This window comes from Luteococcus struthionis, from assembly GCF_048595755.1.
Taxonomy (GTDB): Bacteria; Actinomycetota; Actinomycetes; order Propionibacteriales; family Propionibacteriaceae; genus Luteococcus.
The window spans coordinates 2526415-2547089 of sequence record NZ_CP184360.1 but is presented as its reverse complement, the minus strand read 5'-3'; the positions used below and the strand labels follow the sequence as shown (position 1 = coordinate 2547089).

Sequence of the window (20675 nt, the reverse complement as noted above, 5' to 3'; positions counted from 1 at the left end):
CGGAATCAGGCCCGGGTGTGCCCATCTCCCACGATGACGTACTTGGTCGAGGTCATCTCGGGCAAGGCCATCGGACCGCGCGCGTGCAGCTTCTGCGTCGAGATGCCGATCTCTGCCCCGAAACCGAACTCTCCTCCGTCGACGAACCGGCTGGACGCATTCACCAGGACCGCCGCAGCGTCCACCTGCGAGGTGAACCGGTTCGCGGTGGCGAGGTTCTTGGTAATGATGGTCTCCGAATGCCCCGAGCTGTGGGCCCGGATGTGGGCGACGGCGTCGTCGACGTCCTTCACCAGCCGCGCGGCCAGGTCCAGCGACAGGTATTCCGCGTCGAACTCGTCCTCGGCGGCCGGAACCACCCGGCCAGAGAGGGAGGTCATGGACTCGTCGCCGTGCACGGTGACCCCTGCCCCGGTGAGCACGTCGAGGACCTTGGGCACGAACTCCTCGGCGATGGCCTCGTGCACCAACAGGGTCTCCAGCGCATTGCAGACACTGGGACGCTGGGTCTTGGCGTTGAGGATGATGTCGAGCGCCATCTGCTGGTCTGCCTCGGCGTCGACGAACAAGTGGCAGTTGCCGGTGCCGGTCTCGATCACGGGCACGGTGGAACCGGTCACCACGGCATTGATCAACCCGGCCCCGCCACGCGGGATCAGCACGTCGACCAGACCACGGGCGGTCATCATCTCGGTGGTCACCTCGCGGCCTCCCTCCACCAGGCAGACCGCATTGGGGTCGATTCCCTGACCCTGCAGGCCTTCGCGCAGGGCAGCGACGACGGCACGGTTGGACTTCAGCGCCGAGGATGAGCCACGAAGCAGCGCGGCATTGCCCGACTTCAGGCAGATGCCGGCCGCATCGGCAGTCACATTCGGCCGCGCCTCGTAGATGATGCCCACCACGCCGAAGGGCACCCGCACCTGCGTGATGCGAAGCCCGTCCGCGGTGGTGAAGCCGCGCAGCACGTCGCCGACCGGGTCGGGAAGTGAGGCGAGATCGCGAAGTCCCTGCGCCATTGCGGCAATACGGTCCTCGCTGAGGGTGAGACGGTCGATCATGGCTCGCGCCGTGCCCGCCTCCTCTGCTGCCGCCACGTCCTCGCGATTGGCGACGAGCACCTGGGTCTGGGCGGCCAACAGGGCATCGGCCATGGCATGCAGGGCGGCATCCTTGCGGCCTCGCGGCAGGACGGCCAGGGCGCGGGCGGCGTCGCGGGCGGCAGTGGCCTGGGTGATGAAGGGGCTGCTCATGGTCCCCAAGACTACGGCCACCATCCGCCGGGACGGATCATTGTCCGCCCCTGCAGACGCGAGGGGCGTCAGGAACGTCCGGCGCGGGGACGGCGTGCCAGCACCACCAGGGCGTCGCGGTGCACCACTTCACGCTCGTACTGCTGGCCCAGGCGCTGGGACAGTTCGTGGGAGTTGCGGCCCAGCATCTCGGGCAGCTCGTCGGAGCCGAAGCCCACCAGCCCGCGAGCCACCACCTTGCCGGTGGGTCCAACCAGGTCCACCGGATCGCCGGCGACGAAGTCTCCCTCCAGCCCAGTGACCCCGGCCGCCAGCAAGGAGGCCTTGCGCTCCACCACGGCCCGCACCGCACCCTCGTCCAGGAGCAGCCGACCGCGGGCATTGGTGGCGTGGGCCAGCCACAGCAGGCGCCGTGGACGGCGCTTGCCGATGGGCGCGAAGCCGGTGCCGACCTCCTGCCCAGTCATGGCTGCCAGCGCCTGGTCGGCCCGGGCGAGCACCACGGGGATGCCGGCGCTGGTCGCGATGTGGGCGGCCTGCAGCTTGGTGGTCATGCCACCGCTGCCAATGGCGCTGCCCGCCTTGTGGGTGTCCACCTCGAGCATGTCGACGTCGCTGACATGCACGATGCGTTGCGATCCTGGCTCATCGGGGTGGGCCGTGTAGAGCCCGTCCACGTCGCTCAACAGCACCAGGGCATCCGCGCGCACCTGCTGGGCCACCAGGGCGGCGAGCCGGTCATTGTCACCGAAGCGGATCTCGTGCGTGGCCACGGTGTCGTTCTCGTTGACCACCGGTACGGCCTGCAGGCTCAACAACTTGCCCAGGGTGCGCAGCGCATTCTTGTAGGTGGTCTGACGGGTCAGGTCGTCCACGGTCAGCAAGACCTGGCCCACGCGCAGACCGTGCATCCCGAAGCGTTCGGTGTACTCCTGCATCAGCAGACCCTGCCCCACCGAGGCGGCGGCCTGCTGGGTGGCCAGGTCACGCGGGCGGCGCAACAGCCCCAAGGGCGCCAGCCCGGCCGCGATCGCGCCGGAACTGATCAGCACCACCTGGGTGCCGTGGGCACGCACGTCCACCACCGCGTCCACCAGGTTCTGCACTCGTTGCGGATCGATCCCGCCTGCCGCAGTGGTCAACGACGAGGATCCGACCTTCACCACGATTCGTTCTGCGCGGCGCAGCGCCTCACGCATGCTCAGCGGTCCTCACCGTCGTCGTCGGGCTCCTGGCCCACCGCGCGGTAGTCCGCCTCGAAGCCGTTGTCGTCCTCGTCGTCGGACAGATAGCCGTCGGTGGCCGCATTGACCACGCGCCAGGCGTCGCGGTGCATCCCGCCTCGAAGCTCCTGGTACTCAGCATCCCTCTCGCGACGGCGGGCCACGGCCGGGCGCTGTTCCTCAAAGCGCTGGTCCTCACCGCGACGCGACAGCAGCTCGGCACCGCTTTCCACCTGCGGGGCGAAGTCGAAGACCACGGGATCGTCGCCACCACCGATGGCCACGGCATCACCGGGCCGGGCACCGATCTCGAGCAGCTTGTCCTCCACACCCAACCGGTTGAGCCGGTCGGCCAGGTAGCCTACCGCCTCACCGTTGTTGAAGTCGGTCTGCCGCACCCAACGCTCCGGCTTGTCACCGCGCACGCGCCAGACGAAGCCGCCTTCGCCATCACCCATCTTCTTGATGGTGAAGGCCTCCTTCTCGGCGACGGCCTTGGGACGGATCACGATCTTCTTGGGTGCCGGCGGCGGCAGCATGGCGCGACGCTGCTCGACCAGTTCTGCCATGGCGAAGGTGAGCCCGTTGAGCCCCTCCCCCGACTTGGTGGAGATGACGAAGGTCTTGTAACCGCGTGCCTCGACGTCGGCCTTGACCATCTCCGCGATCTCCGCGGCATCGGGGATGTCCACCTTGTTCAGGGCCACCAGCCGAGGCCGGTCCTCGAGCCCGCCGTGCGCGCTCAACTCGCCCTCGATGATGTCCAGGTCGCTCAACGGGTCCCGACCGGGTTCGAAGGTGGCACAGTCGACGACGTGCACGATCGCCTGGCAACGCTCGATGTGGCGCAGGAAGTCGAAGCCCAGGCCCTTGCCCAGGCTCGCCCCCTCGATCAGGCCGGGTACATCGGCGACGGTGTAGGTGACGTCGCCGGCCACCACCACGCCCAGGTTGGGAACCAGCGTGGTGAAGGGGTAGTCGGCGATCTTGGGCCGGGCACGGCTGATGGCGGCGATCAGGGAGCTCTTGCCGGCGCTGGGGAAGCCCACCAGGCCGACGTCGGCCACCACCTTGAGCTCCAGCACGATCTTGCGGCTTTCGCCCTCCTCACCGAGCAGGGCGAAACCGGGCGCCTTGCGTGCCGCACTGGCGAGGGCTGCATTGCCCAGCCCGCCGCGGCCACCGGCGGCCACCACCGCCTCGACGTTGTCACCGGTCAGGTCTGCCAGCACCTCGCCGGTATCGGCATCGGTGATGATCGTGCCCTCGGGCACCCCCAGCACCGTGTCCTCTCCCCTGGCTCCGTTCTTGTGGTCGCCCATGCCGGGCTCACCATTGCTGGCCTTGCGGACGCTTTGGCGGTGGTATTCCACCAGGGTGGTCACCTGCGGATCGGCGCGCAGCACGATCGATCCGCCGTCGCCGCCGTTGCCGCCGTCGGGGCCGCCCAAGGGCTTGAACTTCTCGCGGTGCACGGAGGCGCAGCCGTGGCCGCCGTTGCCAGCGATGACGGTCAACGTCACGCGGTCGACGAAGGAAGGAATGGCCATGGGTACGTCTCTCCTGCAGGAATCGATTGGTGCGACGAGCCGCAGATGGCATTCGTCAGCTGTGCAAGTCTAGCTGGCTGCCCCATTGCGTCGGGGATCGAGGATTCCGCAGGACGCCGAGGCGCCCCGGCCAGGCATTGGCCGGGGCGCCTCGGGTGTGGCACACCACTCAGTGATGACTCACTTGGCGCTCACTCGCGCTGTGGAGACCGAGTAGTTGGCATCCTCCACGTGGCTGGTGATGCCGACGGCCTGCAGCGGCTCGACGTTCTCGCGGGTCTTGGCATCCATCGAGTCGGTGAACAGCGGCTTGAGCTTGTCGACGTTGACGTAGATGCCGCTCTGGGCCTGCTCCGGCATCGCGAAGGCGGCCTTGAAGGCGGCATCCTTCTCGAGCGTCTCGGAGGGCTTGGCCAGCTTGCCCGACCACTCGTCGTTCAGCGCCACCACCGCGACGTCGTCACCGGTCACCTTGGCGCCGGCGTCGGCCAGACCGATCTTGTCAACCAGGCTGGTCAGCTTGGTCTTGTCGGTCTTGCTGGCGATGGCGACCGGCAGCTCCGAGGGATTCTGCATGTTCTGCAGGGTCTGCTTGTCCAGCGGGCCCACCGCCACGCGCATGTCCTCGCCCAGCAGCGTCTTGAGGTCCTCGGGCAGGCTGATGCCCATCTGCTTCTCCACGTCGGCCACCTTGACGTCGGCCTGCTCCAGGGCCTTCTCGATCTCGGCCCAGTTCTCGTCCAGCAGCTGGGCGCCATTGCTGATGCCCAGGGCCACGGTGGTGTCGGCGGGCAGGTCGCTGAGGGCGGTGGATGAGGTGCTGGTCTTGACGTCCTTGGTGTTCTTGGCCACCACCTTCATCTCGGGGTTGCCGTCGGCGAAGCGGAGCGTTCCGGCACCACTTCGCACAGTGGCGTCCTCCAGCTGCTTCTTGACGTCGGCCTTGGACGCGGCGCCGCCGGCCTGGCCGAGGCCGTTGGGCACGTCGTTCTCCTTGGACAACTGGACCAGACCCTCCTTGGTGCCCCAGAAGTTGACCAGTCCGAGCTTGCCGACCTTCTCCATGTCCTCGGTGAACTCGGCCTTGTCCGCCAGCGGGGCGCTCTCGGCATCGGTGACGGCCTTGTCGGCCTCTGCCTGGGTCTTGGCCATCAGGAGGAAGCCGTCAGCCCAGGCGACACCTTCCTGCTTGTTGTCCGAGCACTCGTTGATCTTCTTCACACCATCACGGGCCTGCTGCTCGTCCTTGGCCTGGATGGCCACGATCGGGTCCTTGGCCCCGTCGCGCACCGCGACGGCCACCCGGTCACCAATCCACGGCTTGATGTCGGCCTCGTAGTTGATCGAGGAGCACTTGCCGTCCTTGCTCAGCGAATCCCACAGCTCCTGCTTGAGGTCGCCATCCTCCGTGAGCGAGACCTTCTTCTTCAGGCCTGGGAACTTCATGGCGAAGCGCACCATCTCGGCCTTCTGGCTGAGCTCGGGATTGGAGTTGAACTCGGCATAGCCCACCGCGTCGGCGGGAAGCACGGCCGCGGCGCTCTCTGCGCCGTCCTTGCGCAGGTCGAAGGGGTCGGCAATGGCAATGCCACCGCCGGCAGCCAGCAGCAGGGCCAGACCGGCCAGCCCCGCCTTGGTGCCCTTGCCCATCGACTTCTTGGCCGGGGCGGGCTCGAACTGGCCGGGAGCGGCCGCCACGGGGGCGTCTGCCGAATTGGAGGCGGGAGGGGTGAAATCGGACGGGTGGTTCTCGGTCATTGTTCAATCCTCGGGAAGGTGGCCCGAACAGGGGCCTCGTCTGATTGGGCGGCACCAGACTAGAGACCGAAAGGGTCGTCTCAGCGGTGCGTGTTCCCTTCCTCAGCACCTGCCAAGAAAGGACAGTGATCCAAAGATCTCGTCTGGAACGCAAGACAGGAGGGTGACCCCGATTGGGGTCACCCTCCTGTGAATGTCTTGCTTGACCAGTTGGTCGACGTCAGCTGGCCGCAACCTCGGCGGGCAGGATGTTGACGACGCGGCGACCACGACGGGTGCCGAACTGGACATTGCCACCCACCAGGGCGAACAGGGTGTCGTCGCCACCGCGACCGACGCCCTCACCGGGGTGGAAGTGGGTTCCGCGCTGGCGGACGATGATCTCACCAGCGTTGACGAGCTCGCCGCCGAAGCGCTTCACGCCGAGGCGCTGTGCGTTCGAATCGCGGCCGTTCTTGGACGACGATGCGCCCTTCTTTGTTGCCATGTCAGCCCCCTCAGGCCTTGATGCCGGTGATCTTCACCTGGGTGTACTTCTGACGGTGCCCCTGGCGCTTCTTGTAACCGGTCTTGTTCTTGTACTTCATGATGCGGATCTTGGGACCCTTGGTCTCAGCCAGCACCTCGGCGGAAACCGAAGCCTTCTCAAGGGCGCCCTTGTCAGAGGTGACGGTCTCGCCGTCAACCAACAGCAGGGGGGTCAGCTCGACGCTGTCGCCCACCTTGTCAGTCACCTTGTCGATCTCGACAACGTCGCCAACGGCAACCTTGTGCTGGCGGCCGCCACTGCGCACGATCGCGTACACGCCTGACCTACTCTCGTTCGATGTCGTGAAGAAAAAATCCCACCGGCACGGGCCGGCTGGAAGTCATTCGGTGGGCACCTGGCGGACACATCAACTGCATCACGCCCGCAACCCGGACCGACCGCCAACTTTACCGCCGTCGTCCTGCACGGTCAAACTGGCGGGCCCTCGACAGGCTCGGGCGCCGAGCAAGGGAGGCTCGGGGCTAGAGAAGGAAGGCTCGGGGCCCACCCCAGGCCTCCCAGCCGCATCCGGTCCGCGAGCCTTGGCCCCAGAACCAGTCCCCAGCCTTGGCCCCGGAACCAGTCCCGAGCCTTGGCCCCAGAACCAGTCCCCAGCCTTGGCCCCGGAACCAGTCCCGAGCCTTGGCCCCAGAACCAGTCCCCAGCCTTGGCCCCGGAACCAGTCCCGAGCCTTGGCCCCGGAACCGATCCCGAGCCACTTACCCGGAACCAGTCCCGAGCCACGTGCCCCAACCGGTCCCCGAGCCTGTCGAGGGGAAGATCAGTGGTTGTTGCCCCGGCGTCCGCGACGTCCGCCACCGTGGTGACGGTCGCCACCGTCGGCCGGCGCCTGGCTCTCCACCGGGTGGTCGTGGCGGATGTAACCCCGTCCGCCACAGCCGCTGCACTCCTCGGTGAAGGCTTCCGCGAGCCCGGTGCCAATCTTCTTGCGGGTCATCTGGACCAGGCCCAGGCTGGTCACCTCCGCCACCTGGTGGCGGGTGCGGTCTCGTCCCAGGCACTCGACCAGGCGTCGCAGCAGCAACTCACGGTTGCTGGGCAGCACCATGTCGATGAAGTCGATGACGATGATGCCGCCGATGTCACGCAGCCGCAGCTGGCGCACGACCTCCTCGGCCGCCTCCAGGTTGTTGCTGGTGACCGTCGCCTCCAGGTTGCCACCGGTGCCGGTGAACTTGCCCGTGTTGACGTCGATGACCGTCATCGCCTCGGTACGGTCGATGACCAGCGATCCACCGCTGGGCAGGAAGACCTTGCGTTCCAGCGCCTTGGCGATCTGCTCGTCGATCTTGTACTTGGCGAAGGGGTCCCCCTGCTCGGCCGTGTCCCACTTGGTGAGGCGTTCGGCCAGGTGCGGGGCGACGTGGGTGACGTAACCGTTGATGGCCTCGTAGGCGTCCTCCTGGCCACCATTGCCGGCCACCACGAGCTCGGCGAAGTCCTCGGTGAACAGGTCTCGCACGATGCGGACCGTCAGGTCGGGCTCCGCGTACAACTGCTGCGGCGCACTGCCCTGCTTGGACTTCTTCTCGATGATCTCCCACTGGGCCTTGAGCCGGTTCACGTCGCGGACCAGCTCCTCCTCGCTGGCCCCTTCGGCGGCGGTGCGCACGATGACAGAGGAGTCGTCGTCGATCAGGTCGCCGAGGATCTCCTTGAGGCGGTGCCTCTCGGAATCGGCCAGCTTGCGGCTGATGCCGGACAGGTGACCGCCCGGCGAGTAGACCACGTAGCGCCCCGGCAGCGAGATGTGACCGGTCAGGCGGGCACCCTTGGCACCCACCGGATCCTTGGAGACCTGCACCAGGACCGTCTGGCCACTCTTGAGGACCTGCTCGACCTTCTTCTGCTCACCGGCGGCCCCGTACTGCGACCAGTCGATCTCACCGGCGTAGAGGACCGCATTGCGGCCACGGCCGATGTCGATGAAGGCGGCCTCCATGCTGGGCAGCACGTTCTGCACGCGGCCCAGGTAGATGTTGCCAATGAGGCTGGCGGCCGAAGCACGATCGACGTAGTGCTCCACCAAGATGTCGTCCTCGAGCACCGCCAGCTGGGTGTAGTCCTCGCCCTGGCGAATCACCATTCGGCGGGTGACGGACTCCCGGCGTGCCAGGAATTCCGCCTCGGACAGGATCGGGGTGCGACGGCGACCAGCCGCCCGCCCCTCGCGGCGACGCTGCTTCTTGGCCTCCATGCGGGTCGAACCGTCGATTCCGGTGACCTCGTCAGCGGCCTGGGCCGCGGTACGGATTCGACGCGGTTCGCGCACGCGCACCACGACATCGCTCGGATCGTCGTCGGCTCCCCCGGTGTCCTCACCGCGGCGACGGCGACGACGGCGGCGACGACGGGTGCCACTGCTGGACTGCTCCTCGGAATCACCATCGGAGTCGTCGGACTGGTCGTCATCGGATCCCGACGACCCCTCGTCCTCGTTCGAATCGTCGTTGTTGTCCTGGTCGGACTGATCGGAGTCAGACGAACGGCGACGGCGACGTCCACCGCGGCGACGGCGACGGCGACGCGATCCGCCCTCCTGCTCGTCCTGCGACTGGTCCTCGTCGTTCTCGCCCGATTCGCCATTCTCGTCCGAATCGTCAGTGGACTTGTCGTCATCGTCGGAGGCGTCCTGCTCGCTCGGCGAGGCAGTGGTCGCGACGGTGGAGGCCGACTCGTCGTCGGCTGCGATCTGGTCCTTCTCGACCTCTTCGGGGTCCTGGGCCAGCTGTTCGCGTTCGGGGGCGGAATCGCCCTCCTTGCCGGCGATGGAGGCCGCCAGCGAATTCAACACAGCCTGGGTGTCCACCTCACCGTTCTCGTCGACGGGAAGAGTGGGGGTCACGAAGGGGTTGGCCACGGCCTTGGCGACCTTGCGGGCACGGCGCGGACGCTCCGCCGCGGCGGCGCTCACCGCTGCCAATGCCGCGTCGACGTCGGCGGGCTGCTCGTCGTTCTTCTCGGCGGCTGCGGCCGACTTGCGCGTACGACGACGACGCGTGGGTGCCGGGGCCTGCTCCTGGTCTTCCGACTGCTCGCCCTCCGACTGCTGGGCTGCCTCGTTCTGGCCCGTCTCGTCCTGGGTCGGCTGGCCGTCGGCATCCTCGTCCGGAGTCTCGGTCTGGGTCGTGTCGCGGCGCGAGGTGCGACGGCTGCGGCTGCGACGCGTCCGCGGCGCACTCTGCTGCGGCTCCTCCTCGGCGGGCTCGTCCTCGGTTTCCCCAGCCGCGGCCTCCTCGGCCTCGGCCTCGGCCTCGAGCTCCTCAGCCTCGGACTCCTCAGCCTCAGGCGTCTCGTCAGGCTCGGCCTGGCTCGCCTCGGCCTGTTCCGGCTCCGTGGCCTCACTCGGCTGCTCGGTCTCTACCAGCGCCGCCGCCTCGAAGGCGGGCAGCGTCTGCACCGTGACCTGCGGCGCCTCGACGGGCGCAGGTGCGGCGGCCTTGCGGGTGGCACGGCGACGCTTGGGCTTCTGCGTGGGCTCCGCATTCTCGTCGCCGACCTGCGCGGAGCTGTCCACGACGCTGGCGGTGCCGGCGGCCTTGGTCACCGGGACCGCGGCCTCGGTGCTCTCAACGGCCTTCGGGGGCCCGGCGGGCCGTCCGGCAGCCCGCCGACGACGCGGCGGCTGGGCTTGGGAGGTCTCGGACGATTCGCTGGAATTGTCCTGTTCCACTGAATTCTCATCGAGCATGTGCGCTCCTAGGCACCACAAGGGTGCGGTTCGTCAGCCGCGACCGAACGGGGCCGCGACCGAAAAGCTGGCGGATGTCGGACCAGCCGGCCCAGCCCCGCGGTCGAGTCCATCGTCGCGGTCGGCAGTGCTCACCAGTCCGAGTGAGCAGTCATCACATCGACTGCTTACCTGCCCGCAAGTATGACACACCCGGCCGCGACATCGCCCTTTTGCGCCGGAGCGTCCCGGGGAAAGTTTGCTCCGGCCCGGGCTTCCCGGGCCGTGGAGCTCAGCCTTGGCTGGTCATCACCGAGCGCAGTTCGCCGTCCACCAAGGTGCCCTGGGCCAGTCGGGTGAGCATGGCAGGACGCTCGGTCTCCAGCGCAGGTTCGATCTGTCGCAGTGCCCGCACCAAGTCGTCTGGCCGCACCAAGGGGGTGGTGTGGTGGCTCAACAGTCGCAGCGTCGCAGACCCACAAACCTCCAGCTCGGCGACCGCTTGACGCACGTCGAAGGTGCGCAGACCCGTCTTGGTCATCCGGCTCACCTCGAAGGTCTCACGTCCCAGCAGGTCGGCGACTGCGGACTCGAGGGCATCCTGGGCAATGTCACCCTCCCCCACCGGATCCAGTTCGACCAACCACTGCGAGGCGGTGAGCACCTCCGACAGCGAACGGCGGTCGGAGACCACCACGTCGACGATCTCGAGACCGGGCGGCATCACGGCTCGCAGCCGGTCACGGATCTCCGTGGGGTCGCACACCTGGTTCAGCCCGATCTCCAGGTACTCCCCCTCCGTGGCAGCCCCGGTGGGCGAGGCATTGGCATAGGACAGGCGCGGATGCGGATTGAAGCCCGACGAATAGGCCATCGGGATGTGAGCGCGGCGCAGGGCACGTTCGAAGGCGCGCCCGAAGTCGCGCGTACTGGTGAACCGGGCCGGGCCACGCTTCGCGTACTGGACGCGGAGCCACTGCGCCGGAGGAGCCTGCTGTTCGGGTTGCTGTCGTGCCATGGGCGGAAGCCTAGCGGCACAGCTCACAGCTACTTCTCACGCAACTCTCATGGCGACGGCGCAACCCGCCCCGACCCCACTTCGTACATGAGGGTGAGGGCGGTGCACACAGCACCACCCACGCACTCGGAGGCCACCATGCACATCACTCGGAACGCAGCCACCCTCGCCCTGGGCACCGCCCTGCTGACCAGCACGGCCCTGTCCACCCAACCCGCCGTCGCCGCCACCCCGACCCCCACCGACGGATGGGCCGTCACCACCCTCCAGCCGTCCGCACGACGGGGTGCCGCCCAACAGATGGTGCTGCTCTCCCCCACCGGCAAGCAATATCGCGTGGCCCGGGTCGGCGCCCTGGCCTCCATCGTCGACCTCAGCAGGGACGGACGTCGGGTCCTCTATGTGGATCACGCCAGCGGCAAGGCCGTGTACCGCATCTTCGACCTGCGCACGCGCAGGGTCACCGCCGTGGCCGGAGCGGCCACCGATCCTGCCGAGGTTCGCTTCAGCAACCCGTCCGGCACCGCCCTACTGGTCAACACCTACGGCCGAGGCCTGCTGCGCACCACGCTCGGCGGCAGCCTGCAGGCACGCTACGCGGGCACCAAGGGCTCCTCCTTCGCCACCCAGTCACCCGACGGCCTGTTCGTCGTGAGCCAGAGCTCCACGTCACGACTTCAGGTGAACGGGAACAAGGGCGCGCTGGTGCGCACGCTGCCAACACCGAAGGGGTACCGAAACTGCATGCCCGGTCACTGGACCAGCAGGACCCAGCTGACGGGCGTCTGCTTCCTTCGGACGAGCCCGGGGACCGGCCAGGTCTTCCGCTTCGACGTCCGCGGCACGGCCCCGGTGGCGCTCACCACCGCGCTGCCGACCAAGCCCGTGCAGTACTCCTTGGGCTACCAGGACCACTGGCGCACTCCCAAGGGCACCGTGGTCGCCAAGATCAACGGTTGCGGCTCACCGTCGCTGGCCCGTGTCCGGGGCAGCAGGCTCAGCTGGCTGCCGGTGGGTGGTGACAAGTCCGGGGCGATCGCCATCACCGGCAGGTCAATCACCTATCTCACCGCGACCCACTGTGGCGGCGACCTGTTGGCGCTGCACAGCTACGACCTGGGTACCGGCCGCAGCATCCTGCTGGCGGGTGGCACTGCCAATCGGGGCATGCGGGTCACCTCGGCTGTCGTGCTCGACCGGACCCGCTGATCCCCGGCCACGGTTCACCGCGGTGTGGTGGTGCAAGGACGACGCAGCCCGTCGGGCCCGGGACTCACCGGGCCCGACGGGCTCTCGTCATGCCATCGCGTGGCCACGGTCAGCCGTGGCTAGTGCACCACCTGCAGCGGGATCAGGCTGCGGCCCGTGGGGCCGATCTGGATCTCGGTGTCCATCTGTGGGCACACACCGCAGTCGTAGCAGGGAGTCCAACGGCAGTCCTCGACGTCACCGCCGTCGAGGGCGTCCTGCCAGTCCTCCCACAGCCAGTCGCGGTCCAGTCCGGAATCGAGGTGGTCCCAGGGCAACACCTCGTCGTAGTCGCGCTCACGCGTGGTGTACCAGGCCAGGTCGACGGGCTCATCGGCCAGGGCAGCGTCGGCGCAGGCCACCCACCGGTCATAGGAGAAGTGCTCGCTCCAGCCGTCGAAGTGGCCGCCGTCGCGCCACACCGCCTCGATGATCTTGCCGACACGGCGATCGCCGCGGCTCAGCAGGCCCTCGATCTGGCCGGGCTTGCCGTCGTGGTAACGCATGCCGATGGCCTTGCCGAACTGCTTGTCGCCTCGCACTGCCTCACGCAGCAGCTGCAGTCGGTGGTCGATGGTCTCGGGCGATGCCTGGCCCGCCCACTGGAAGGGGGTGTGGCTCTTGGGCACGAAACCGCCGATGGAGATGGTGCAGCGGATGTCGCGGGTGCCGGCCACCTTGCGGCCGGTCTCGATCACCCGTCGAGCCATGCCCGCGATCGCCAGCACATCCTCGTCGGTCTCGGTGGGCAACCCGCACATGAAGTACAGCTTCACCTGGCGCCACCCATTGCCGAAGGCGGTGGCGACGGTATTGATCAGGTCGTCCTCGCTGACCTGCTTGTTGATCACCCGGCGCATCCGCTCGCTGCCCCCCTCCGGGGCGAAGGTCAGACCGGAACGGCGGCCATTGCGCGAGAGCTCGTTGGCGAGGTCGATGTTGAAGGCATCCACCCGTGTGCTGGGCAGGCTGAGCGAGACATTGCTGCCCTCGTAGCGGTCGGCCAGCTGCTTGGTGACCTCGCCGATCTCGGAGTGGTCGGCCGAGCTCAGGCTCAGCAGACCCACCTCTTCCAGACCGGTCGCCTCCAGCCCGCCGGCCACCATCTTGCCGATGGTCTCGATGTTGCGCTCGCGTACCGGGCGGGTGATCATGCCCGCCTGGCAGAAGCGGCAGCCACGGGTGCAGCCCCGGAAGATCTCCACCGAGTAGCGCTCGTGCACCGTCTCGGCCAGCGGCACCAGCGGCTTGGCCGGGTAGGGCCACTGGTCGAGGTCCATCAACGTGTGCTTGCGCACCTGGAAGGGCACGCCTGGGCGGTTGGGTGCCACCCGCTGGATGCGGCCGTCGTCGAGGTAGGTCACGTCGTAGAATCGGGGCACGTAGACCTCACCGGTGGCGGCCAGCCGCAGCAGCAGCCCGTCGCGGCCACCGGGACGGCCTTCGGCCTTCCAGTCGCGGATCAGCTCGCTGACCAGCAGGGAGGCCTCCTCGCCGTCGCCCAGGATTGCGGCGTCGATGAAGTCGGCGATCGGCTCCGGGTTGAAGGCCGCGTGGCCACCGGCCAGCACGATCGGATCGTGTTCACGACGCTCGCTGCTGTAGACCGGGATGCCCGCCAAGTCCAGCGAGTTCAGCATGTTGGTGTAGGTCAACTCGGTCGAGAAGCTGAGCCCCAGCACGTCGAAGGAGGCCACCGGACGATGGGCATCCAGTGTGAACTGCGGGATCTGCCGCTCACGCATCAGCTTCTCCAGATCCGGCCAGATGGCATAGCTGCGCTCGGCCAGGATCCAGTCACGCTCGTTGAGGATCTCGTAGAGGATCGCGACGCCCTGGTTGGGCTGGCCAACCTCGTAGGCGTCGGGGTACATCAGGCACCAGCGAACGTCCGCCTCGTCCCAGTCCTTGACGACGCTGTTGTGCTCCCCACCGACGTACTGGATGGGCTTGTTCACCTGGGCCAGGAGCGGTTCGAGACGGCCGAAGAGGCTCTCGGGGGCTGCGGGCGCACTGCTGCTGAGGTCATTGCTCATGATGCGACAAGCGTAGTTGAGCGGCGCCGCAAGGCTGAAACGAGCGGTGACCGCCCACCCCACTACTGCGGGTACTGCTGCTGGGGGTACTGCTGCGAGGCTGCGGCCTGACGGCCCTCCCACTCCAGCACCTGGCGCTGCCAGTTCGCCAGCTGCTCGTCCAGCATCTGCTGGTGCTCACGTCCCGGGGCCGAGCTCACCTGGGGACGATGCTTGCGAGCCATCCACTCCACCAGGGCCCATCCGATCAGGGGCACCACCACGCCGATGAGCACCGTCGCGTCGGCCGTCCCGGCCTGCCGGTCGAAGATGCCGGAGATGTCGCTGAAGGGCATCGTCAGCTCGCTCAGCACGTTGTTGACCACGTGCATGGCGATGGCGGCCTCGATACCGCCGGTGCGCACGGTCATGGCGCAGGCGATCAGGCCGAAGCAGAAGTAGAAGATGTTGAGCCACATGTCCCCGGCGCCGTGGGCGAACATGAACAGCGTCGAGCTGAACAGCGCACCCACCACCACTGCCACCCAGCGGTTGCCGAAGAAGGAGGCCGCACTGCGGTTCAGCACTCCTCGGAAGGCGTACTCCTCACCCGCCGCCTGGAAGGGCGTCGTGAGCAGGATTCCCACCAGCAGGAGCCAGGTGTCGTCGTTCACCGCCAGGTCCATCCCCTCACCGAAGCGGGAGACCAGGACGGCTTCCAGGCCCAGCCAGATGGCCCACAGCGGGGTGAGGACGAGGAAGCAGCGGCCCATCCAGCCCCAGCGCATCCGTCCGGTCACGCTGGCGAGCCAGCCCGGCCCCTGCCGGAAGATCCATCGTGAGAGCAGCATCGAGATCGGGATCAACAGTGCCAGGGCCACGTTGTTGGCCAGGAAGAGCGCCGGCGTGGCCTTGATGTCATCGGGGCCCATGCTCTCCAGCACCGAGGTGTCGATGCGGCCACTGGCCACGTCCAGCCCCATGGCGACCGTGGTGGCCGCGATGGTCACCACGATGAAGGCGAACAGTCCCAGCACGACGGCCACGACCGGCCGCCACCAGCGAAGCAAGGGGGTGCGCCAGAAGTGGTGGTACTCCCGCGCCTGGATCGGCAGGGGCACCCGTGGCATGGGCACCGACGGCATCGGGAGCGCCTGGTGGGGCGCTCCCGACGGGATGGATGCGTGCTGCTGGGTCACTGCGCAGCCAGCTCGGGGAACCAGATGCCGATCTCCCGCGCGGCGCTCTCCGGCGCATCCGAGGCGTGCACGAGGTTGCGGTTCTTGAACAGCGAGAGGTCGCCCCGGATGGTTCCCGGTGCGGCGACGGCGGAGTCGGTGGTGCCGTTGATGCTGCGCACGGCCTCGATGGCGCGCTCACCCTCGAGCACCAGGGCCACCAGCGGACCGGAGGTGATGAACTCCTCCAAGCCCGGGTAGTAGGGGCGTCCCACGTGTTCGGCGTAGTGCTGCTGGGCGGTCTCGGCGGAGGCGGTGCGCAGCTCCATCGCCGCCACGCTCAGGCCCTTGGCCTCGTAGCGGCGGATGATCTCGCCGATCAGGCCGCGCTCGACGGCGTCGGGCTTGAGCAGGACCAGGGTGCGTTCAGTCGTCATGGCGTCAGCCTACAAGCAGCCGCACCACCACGCCCCGGCCCTCCGGTCAGGCCGTGGCGTTGGTCTCCAGGCGGCGTCCCATCAGGAAGGAGACCACCCAGATGGCGGCGAAGATCCCGCCCATCGCATACATCCACGGGGTCAGCAGTCCGAGCAGGATGCCCGCCAGCTGGGTGAGCCACCCCAGCGGATAGCCGAGCGGACGCTTGAGGGTGCCTGCCGCGACGATCGCCAGCAGGCAGGCGCCGATGGTGGCCGCCAGGGAGACGCCCAACGGAGACTTGGTGATCATGATCATGCCGGGGAAGCCGAGCCCGAAGACGATCACCTCGAAGGCCAGGATCATCACCATCGTCTTGTTCATCGGGTTCTGGGGTCCGAGGCGCAGGTTCACCACTGGTTGTCTCCGTCCAGGTCAAAGGGGGTACGAAGGCTGGCCCGGTCCAGTTCGGGCTCGGGCTGTTCGCTCGACTTGAGGATGGTACGTGCCTCTCCGGCAAGGATCACCGATCCGGCGATCAGCACTCCCCCGCCCGGCTGCTCGTCGGCCAGTGCCACGGCCAGCTCCAGGGCCTGCGCCACGTCGGGAGCGGTCCGCACGCGATCCTCGCCGACGATGCCCGCGGCGCGCTCGGCCAAGGTCTCGGCCTCGAGACCTCGGTCGGTGGACTTCACGCGGGTGCAGATGATGGTGTTCAGCTGCTCCCCCAGGATCCGCAGGACGGAGTCGACGTCCTTGTCCCCCATCATCGCGACCACGCCGATGGTGGGGGTGAAGGAGAAGTTCTCGGTGAAGGCGGCCATCGTCGCCCTCGCGCCGTGCGGATTGTGGCACGTGTCCAGCAGCACCGGCGGAGAGGTGCGCACCAGTTCCAGCCGAGCCGGTGCCTCGACGGCCGCGAAACCGTCGACGACGACCTCTGGGCCCAGGGCACGACCACCCAGCAGCGCCTCGACGGCGGCCATGGCCAAGACCGCATTGTGGGCCATGTGCACCCCGAACAGCGGCAGGTGCACGTCCCCGACCGGCCCCTCGGCCCCCTGCAGGCGAAGCAACTGCCCGCCCACGGCGCGGGTGCGTTCCAGCAGGGCGAAGTCACGTCCCTCGAGCACCATGCGGGCGCCGACCTCGGTGGCTCGTTCGGTGAGCACCTCCGCGGCCTCGGGCTGCTGGCTGGCCAGCACGGCGGTGCTTCCCGGCTTGATGATGCCGGCCTTCTCCAGCGCGATGTCGCGCAGGGTGTCACCCAGGATGTGCGTGTGGTCCAGGTCGATCGGACACACCACGCTGACCTGCGGACTGCACACGCTGGTCGCGTCCCAGGTGCCGCCCAGCCCCACCTCGATGACCATCACGTCCACGGGCGCATCGGCGAAGGCCGCATAGGCCAGGCAGGTGATGACCTCGAAGAAGGTCATGCTCACCCCGTCGATCTGCTGGGCATCGACCATCTCCACATAGGGACGCACGTCTTCCCACAGTTCGTCGAAGCGGTCGTGGCTGATGGGTTCGCCGTCGATGCAGATGCGTTCGGTGAGGTCGCTGAGGTGGGGGCTGCTGAAGCGTCCGGTGCGCAGCCCATTGGCCCGCAGCAGGGCGTCGACCATGATCGCGGTGCTGCCCTTGCCATTGGTGCCGGCGATCTGGATCACGGGCGCAGACTTCTCGGGGCTTCCCAACAGGTCGCACAGCGCCTGCACCCGTCCCAGCGATGGGGCGATCCGGTGCTCGGGCCAGCGGCCAATGAGTTCTTCGACGATCTGCTCGTGACTACTGGGGGCTGCAGGCATGTTCATGGTGCGCGCCAGCCTACCGGGTGCTTGCGTCCTGGCCTTGGCCGTCGTGGCAGTCTGGGTAGCGCAGCCGGACCCGGCCCGGTTGCGAGGCTCACTGGACCCAGGAGAAGTGATGGCAAGACGTGCGGCAGCCAGCCGTCGCGCCGCCGAAGAGGCGGCCGAGAGGATGCGCCAGGAGGAACGACGCCGTCGCGTGCGACTGGGCACGACGATCGGGGTGCTCGCGCTGGTGCTGGTGGCCGCCCTGGTGGGCTGGACCCTGTCACAGCGTGACCGGACGCCGGTGGCGAAGATGGGGTCGCAGGTGGACGTCCCCCACCGTGCTTCGGGAGGCGCCGGGATCAGCGCCGCGCCGACCCCCGCCGAGGCACCGACCCTGGTGGTCTACGAGGACTACCAGTGCCCCGGGTGCCGCACCGCCCACGACGCCATGGCCCCTGCCATCGAGGAGCTGGTGGAGCAGAAGAAGCTCGGCGTCGAGGTCCGCAGCCTGGACTTCATGGACGAGCGGCTGGGCAATGACGCCTCCACCCGCGCGAACGTAGCCGCGGCCTGCGCCGACGTGCAGGGCCGCTACACCGCCTACCGCGACGAGGTCTTCGCCAACCAGTCCAGCAAGAAGGGCGTGGGATACGGCGACGACCAGTTGCGCGACCAATTCGCTCGTGCCGCGGACGTACCTGACCTGCCCGCCTTCCAGCTCTGCTACGACGAGAGCCGCACCCACGACGTGGTGCACGAGATCTCCGAGCGGGCCGCCAAGGACAAGATCAACAGCACACCCCAGTACCGCGTGCTCCGCGAGGGGCAGCTGAGCGAGCCCCTCGACCTGCAGGCGCTCTTCGCTGACCAGCGCCTCGATGCCGATGAACTGGCCGCGGCCGTGGAGCAGGCCCGATGACTTCGTCACGCCGCGGCGCGCGGGCCCGTGGCGGCTCCGCCACCGACGGCGCCCCGCATGGAAGGTATGATGACCCGGTGATTGAAAGTGGAACTTCCACGGTGGCGTCGCCATCGTCGCGACGCACCCGGAAGGACTGGGTGGGCCTGGCGTGCCGCCTGGTGCTGGGTGGAGTGCTGCTCTACGCCGGCGCGGTGAAGATCGGCAACCTGGAGGGCAATGTGCTCTCCGTGCGCGCCTACCAGATCGAATGGCTGCCGTATTCGATGGAGCGAATGATCGGCTACTCGCTGCCGATCCTCGAGATCATCCTGGGCCTGTTGCTGCTCGCGGGCCTGTTCACGCGTGTCAGTGCCCTGGTGGGCGCCCTGACGATGCTCGCCTTCATCGCCGCCATCGGCAGCGCCTGGGCGCGTGGCCTGAGCATCGACTGCGGCTGCTTCAGCCAGGGCGGCGAGACGGAGGACCCCAAGTACCTGCAGGAGATCCTTCGCGACGCAGCCTTCTTCGCCTGCGGCGCGTGGCTGGCCTGGCGCCCCAAGACCCCTTTCTCGGTGGACAATTGGCTCTTCCGCCCCTCCACCATCCCGCACGACCCCGACCACTTTGCCCACAACGACGACTTCGACACTGACGAGGATGCCCTCGTCGGAGAGGACACCCCCCGATGAGCAAGAAGAAGAGCACCGGCGCCACCGCCGCCGGTGGCGCGGCCAATCGCCGGGAACAGCTTCGCCAGCAGCAGGAGGCCGAGGCCAAGCGCCAACGCACGATGCGGATCATCGGCATCGCCGCCGCCGTGCTCGCGGTGGCCCTGATCGCCCTCGTCGCCACGGTCCTGATCCAGGAGAACAAGAACAAGTCGGAGCAGTTGTCCAGCGCCGGGCGTCCGGCCAACGCCGCTGCCGACGACACGGGCATCGTGGTCAACCCCGGCAAGGCGAAGGAAGGTGCACCCGTGCTGGCGGTCTACCAGGACTACCAGTGCCCCGCCTGCAAGTCGGTGGGGATGCAGCTGGCCCCGCTGCTGGATCCGCTGGTCGAGAAGGGCGAGGTCAGCCTGGAGTACCGCACCATGACCTTCATGGAGGACAACCTGGGCAATGACGACTCCACCAAGCCGGCCGTCGCCGCCGCCTGCGCCGACCAGGCCGGTGCCTACAAGGCCTACCACGATGCGGTCTACGCCAAGCAGCCCACCTCCGAGGTGCGCGGTGACGATGCCTACCCCGATGCCCTGCTGCGCGACGAGCTGCCCGCCAGTGTCGGGATCACCGGTGACAAGCTGACGCAATTCCAGTCCTGCTTCGACGAGAAGACCACCGAGCCCTTCGTCGAGACCGTCAACGACAAGGCCGCCGAGGCCAAGGTGACCAGCACCCCCACCTACACGGTCAACGGCAAGAAGCTCGAACTGGAGAGCGTCGGCCAGAGCTCCGAGTCGCTGCTCAAGGCGATCAAGGATCTTGCCGCCAGCTGACCCAGCACGCTGCTTTCAGGGCCCGTCCTTCCCCGTGGGGAACGGCGGGCCCTGAACCGTTGGTGGCAGTCTGCACAGCTCGATCCACGCGACGACCACCAGCACGATCAGGCTGATGGCACCCCCGACGGCGGCCAGAATGGCCACCAGGTTTGCCAGTTCGACGGGAATGCCCAGCGACACCAGCGGTGCGGACACGGCCGGCCGGCTGGTGTCACGCAGGTCTCCCATGCTGACCCCCAGCAGCAGCACACAGCCCCAGTAGGACAGGCTGCAGGCGGTGGTGCGACGCCCCGCAGCCGCGGGTGAGACCCGCGCGCCCCGAAGCAACACCGGAACCATGGCCACCAGCTGCAAGAGCAGCAGGACCGGCACCACCGTGATGACGGCCACCCCGGTCAGCACACCAACGGCGCCCATCACTAGCCGCCCCAGAACGAACCACAGGGGCACGAGCAAGAGCATCGGTGCGGACGCCCACCAGACCCAGACCTGCCATGTCGTCGCCTGGCTCGACGCACGGTGGCGAGGCTGGCGTCGGGGCGGATGTCCGGGGCGCTGCACTGCCATGGCCGCATGCTAGGAGGTGGCGGGCTC

Annotated in this window: 17 protein-coding genes and 1 pseudogene; 4 read left to right on the top strand and 14 right to left on the bottom strand. The window is 68.0% G+C overall.

Going from position 1 to position 20675, the window contains the following annotated elements:
• Window positions 1-5: 5 nt before the first annotated feature.
• From ACOAMO_RS11765 to ACOAMO_RS11730, 8 genes are all read right to left on the bottom strand, one after another.
• A complete protein-coding gene (locus ACOAMO_RS11765; RefSeq protein ID WP_420174962.1) occupies window positions 6-1253 on the bottom strand; it encodes a glutamate-5-semialdehyde dehydrogenase in 1248 nt (415 codons plus the stop codon).
• Between the two features lie 68 nt (window positions 1254-1321).
• Entirely contained in the window at window positions 1322-2452 is a 1131-nt protein-coding gene (proB, locus tag ACOAMO_RS11760; RefSeq protein WP_420174961.1) for a glutamate 5-kinase, read from the bottom strand.
• A 2-nt stretch (window positions 2453-2454) separates the two neighbouring features.
• Window positions 2455-4026: a GTPase ObgE gene (gene obgE / locus ACOAMO_RS11755; RefSeq protein ID WP_420174960.1), complete on the bottom strand. Its 1572-nt coding sequence runs from the start codon at window positions 4024-4026 to the stop codon at window positions 2455-2457.
• A 180-nt stretch (window positions 4027-4206) separates the two neighbouring features.
• Window positions 4207-5784: a DUF3352 domain-containing protein gene (locus ACOAMO_RS11750; protein WP_420174959.1), complete on the bottom strand. Its 1578-nt coding sequence runs from the start codon at window positions 5782-5784 to the stop codon at window positions 4207-4209.
• Between the two features lie 220 nt (window positions 5785-6004).
• Window positions 6005-6271, bottom strand: a complete 267-nt coding sequence (gene rpmA, locus ACOAMO_RS11745) for a 50S ribosomal protein L27 (protein ID WP_420174958.1) — start codon at window positions 6269-6271, stop codon at window positions 6005-6007.
• Between the two features lie 10 nt (window positions 6272-6281).
• A complete protein-coding gene (gene rplU, locus ACOAMO_RS11740; protein ID WP_342101151.1) occupies window positions 6282-6590 on the bottom strand; it encodes a 50S ribosomal protein L21 in 309 nt (102 codons plus the stop codon).
• 504 nt (window positions 6591-7094) lie between these two features.
• On the bottom strand, window positions 7095-10025 hold the full coding sequence (locus tag ACOAMO_RS11735; protein ID WP_420174957.1) for an Rne/Rng family ribonuclease: 2931 nt from the start codon (window positions 10023-10025) through the stop codon (window positions 7095-7097).
• Window positions 10026-10296: 271 nt separating this feature from the next.
• Entirely contained in the window at window positions 10297-11022 is a 726-nt protein-coding gene (locus ACOAMO_RS11730) for a TIGR03936 family radical SAM-associated protein (RefSeq protein ID WP_420174956.1), read from the bottom strand.
• A 138-nt stretch (window positions 11023-11160) separates the two neighbouring features.
• Here ACOAMO_RS11730 and ACOAMO_RS11725 point away from each other — a divergent pair, with 138 nt between their 5' ends.
• Window positions 11161-12231 carry a hypothetical protein gene (locus ACOAMO_RS11725; protein WP_420174955.1) on the top strand — a complete coding sequence of 357 codons (1071 nt, stop codon included), beginning with the start codon at window positions 11161-11163 and terminating at the stop codon, window positions 12229-12231.
• Window positions 12232-12350: 119 nt separating this feature from the next.
• On the opposite strand, the gene ACOAMO_RS11720 is transcribed toward ACOAMO_RS11725, so the two are convergent.
• The 5 genes and pseudogenes from ACOAMO_RS11720 to ACOAMO_RS11700 form a co-directional block, all read right to left on the bottom strand.
• Window positions 12351-14306 (bottom strand): TIGR03960 family B12-binding radical SAM protein, encoded by a 1956-nt coding sequence (locus ACOAMO_RS11720; protein ID WP_420174954.1) that lies wholly within the window; start codon window positions 14304-14306, stop codon window positions 12351-12353.
• Window positions 14307-14368: 62 nt separating this feature from the next.
• Complete coding sequence (locus tag ACOAMO_RS11715) at window positions 14369-15484, bottom strand: CPBP family intramembrane glutamic endopeptidase (protein WP_420174953.1); 1116 nt, start codon at window positions 15482-15484, stop codon at window positions 14369-14371.
• Window positions 15481-15900: a nucleoside-diphosphate kinase gene (gene ndk / locus ACOAMO_RS11710; RefSeq protein WP_420174952.1), complete on the bottom strand. Its 420-nt coding sequence runs from the start codon at window positions 15898-15900 to the stop codon at window positions 15481-15483. The genes ACOAMO_RS11715 and ndk overlap by 4 nt, the downstream gene beginning before the upstream one ends.
• Before the next feature lie 46 nt (window positions 15901-15946).
• The gene (locus ACOAMO_RS11705; RefSeq protein WP_420177026.1) at window positions 15947-16294 is read right to left on the bottom strand and encodes a DUF4233 domain-containing protein; all 348 of its coding nucleotides are present in this window, start codon (window positions 16292-16294) and stop codon (window positions 15947-15949) included.
• A pseudogene (locus ACOAMO_RS11700) lies at window positions 16233-17691 on the bottom strand (bifunctional folylpolyglutamate synthase/dihydrofolate synthase); the annotation flags it as partial. The pseudogene ACOAMO_RS11700 and the gene ACOAMO_RS11705, both read right to left, overlap by 62 nt.
• Before the next feature lie 118 nt (window positions 17692-17809).
• Here ACOAMO_RS11700 and ACOAMO_RS11695 point away from each other — a divergent pair.
• The 3 genes from ACOAMO_RS11695 (at window position 17810) to ACOAMO_RS11685 (ending at window position 20078) form a co-directional block, all read left to right on the top strand.
• Window positions 17810-18598 (top strand): DsbA family protein, encoded by a 789-nt coding sequence (locus ACOAMO_RS11695; RefSeq protein ID WP_420174951.1) that lies wholly within the window; start codon window positions 17810-17812, stop codon window positions 18596-18598.
• 77 nt (window positions 18599-18675) lie between these two features.
• Window positions 18676-19269 (top strand): MauE/DoxX family redox-associated membrane protein, encoded by a 594-nt coding sequence (locus ACOAMO_RS11690; protein WP_420174950.1) that lies wholly within the window; start codon window positions 18676-18678, stop codon window positions 19267-19269.
• Complete coding sequence (locus ACOAMO_RS11685; protein WP_420174949.1) at window positions 19266-20078, top strand: DsbA family protein; 813 nt, start codon at window positions 19266-19268, stop codon at window positions 20076-20078. Before ACOAMO_RS11690 ends, ACOAMO_RS11685 begins: the two co-directional genes overlap by 4 nt.
• Before the next feature lie 15 nt (window positions 20079-20093).
• On the opposite strand, the gene ACOAMO_RS11680 is transcribed toward ACOAMO_RS11685, so the two are convergent.
• A complete protein-coding gene (locus tag ACOAMO_RS11680) occupies window positions 20094-20498 on the bottom strand; it encodes a hypothetical protein (RefSeq protein ID WP_420174948.1) in 405 nt (134 codons plus the stop codon).
• Window positions 20499-20675 lie beyond the last annotated feature (177 nt).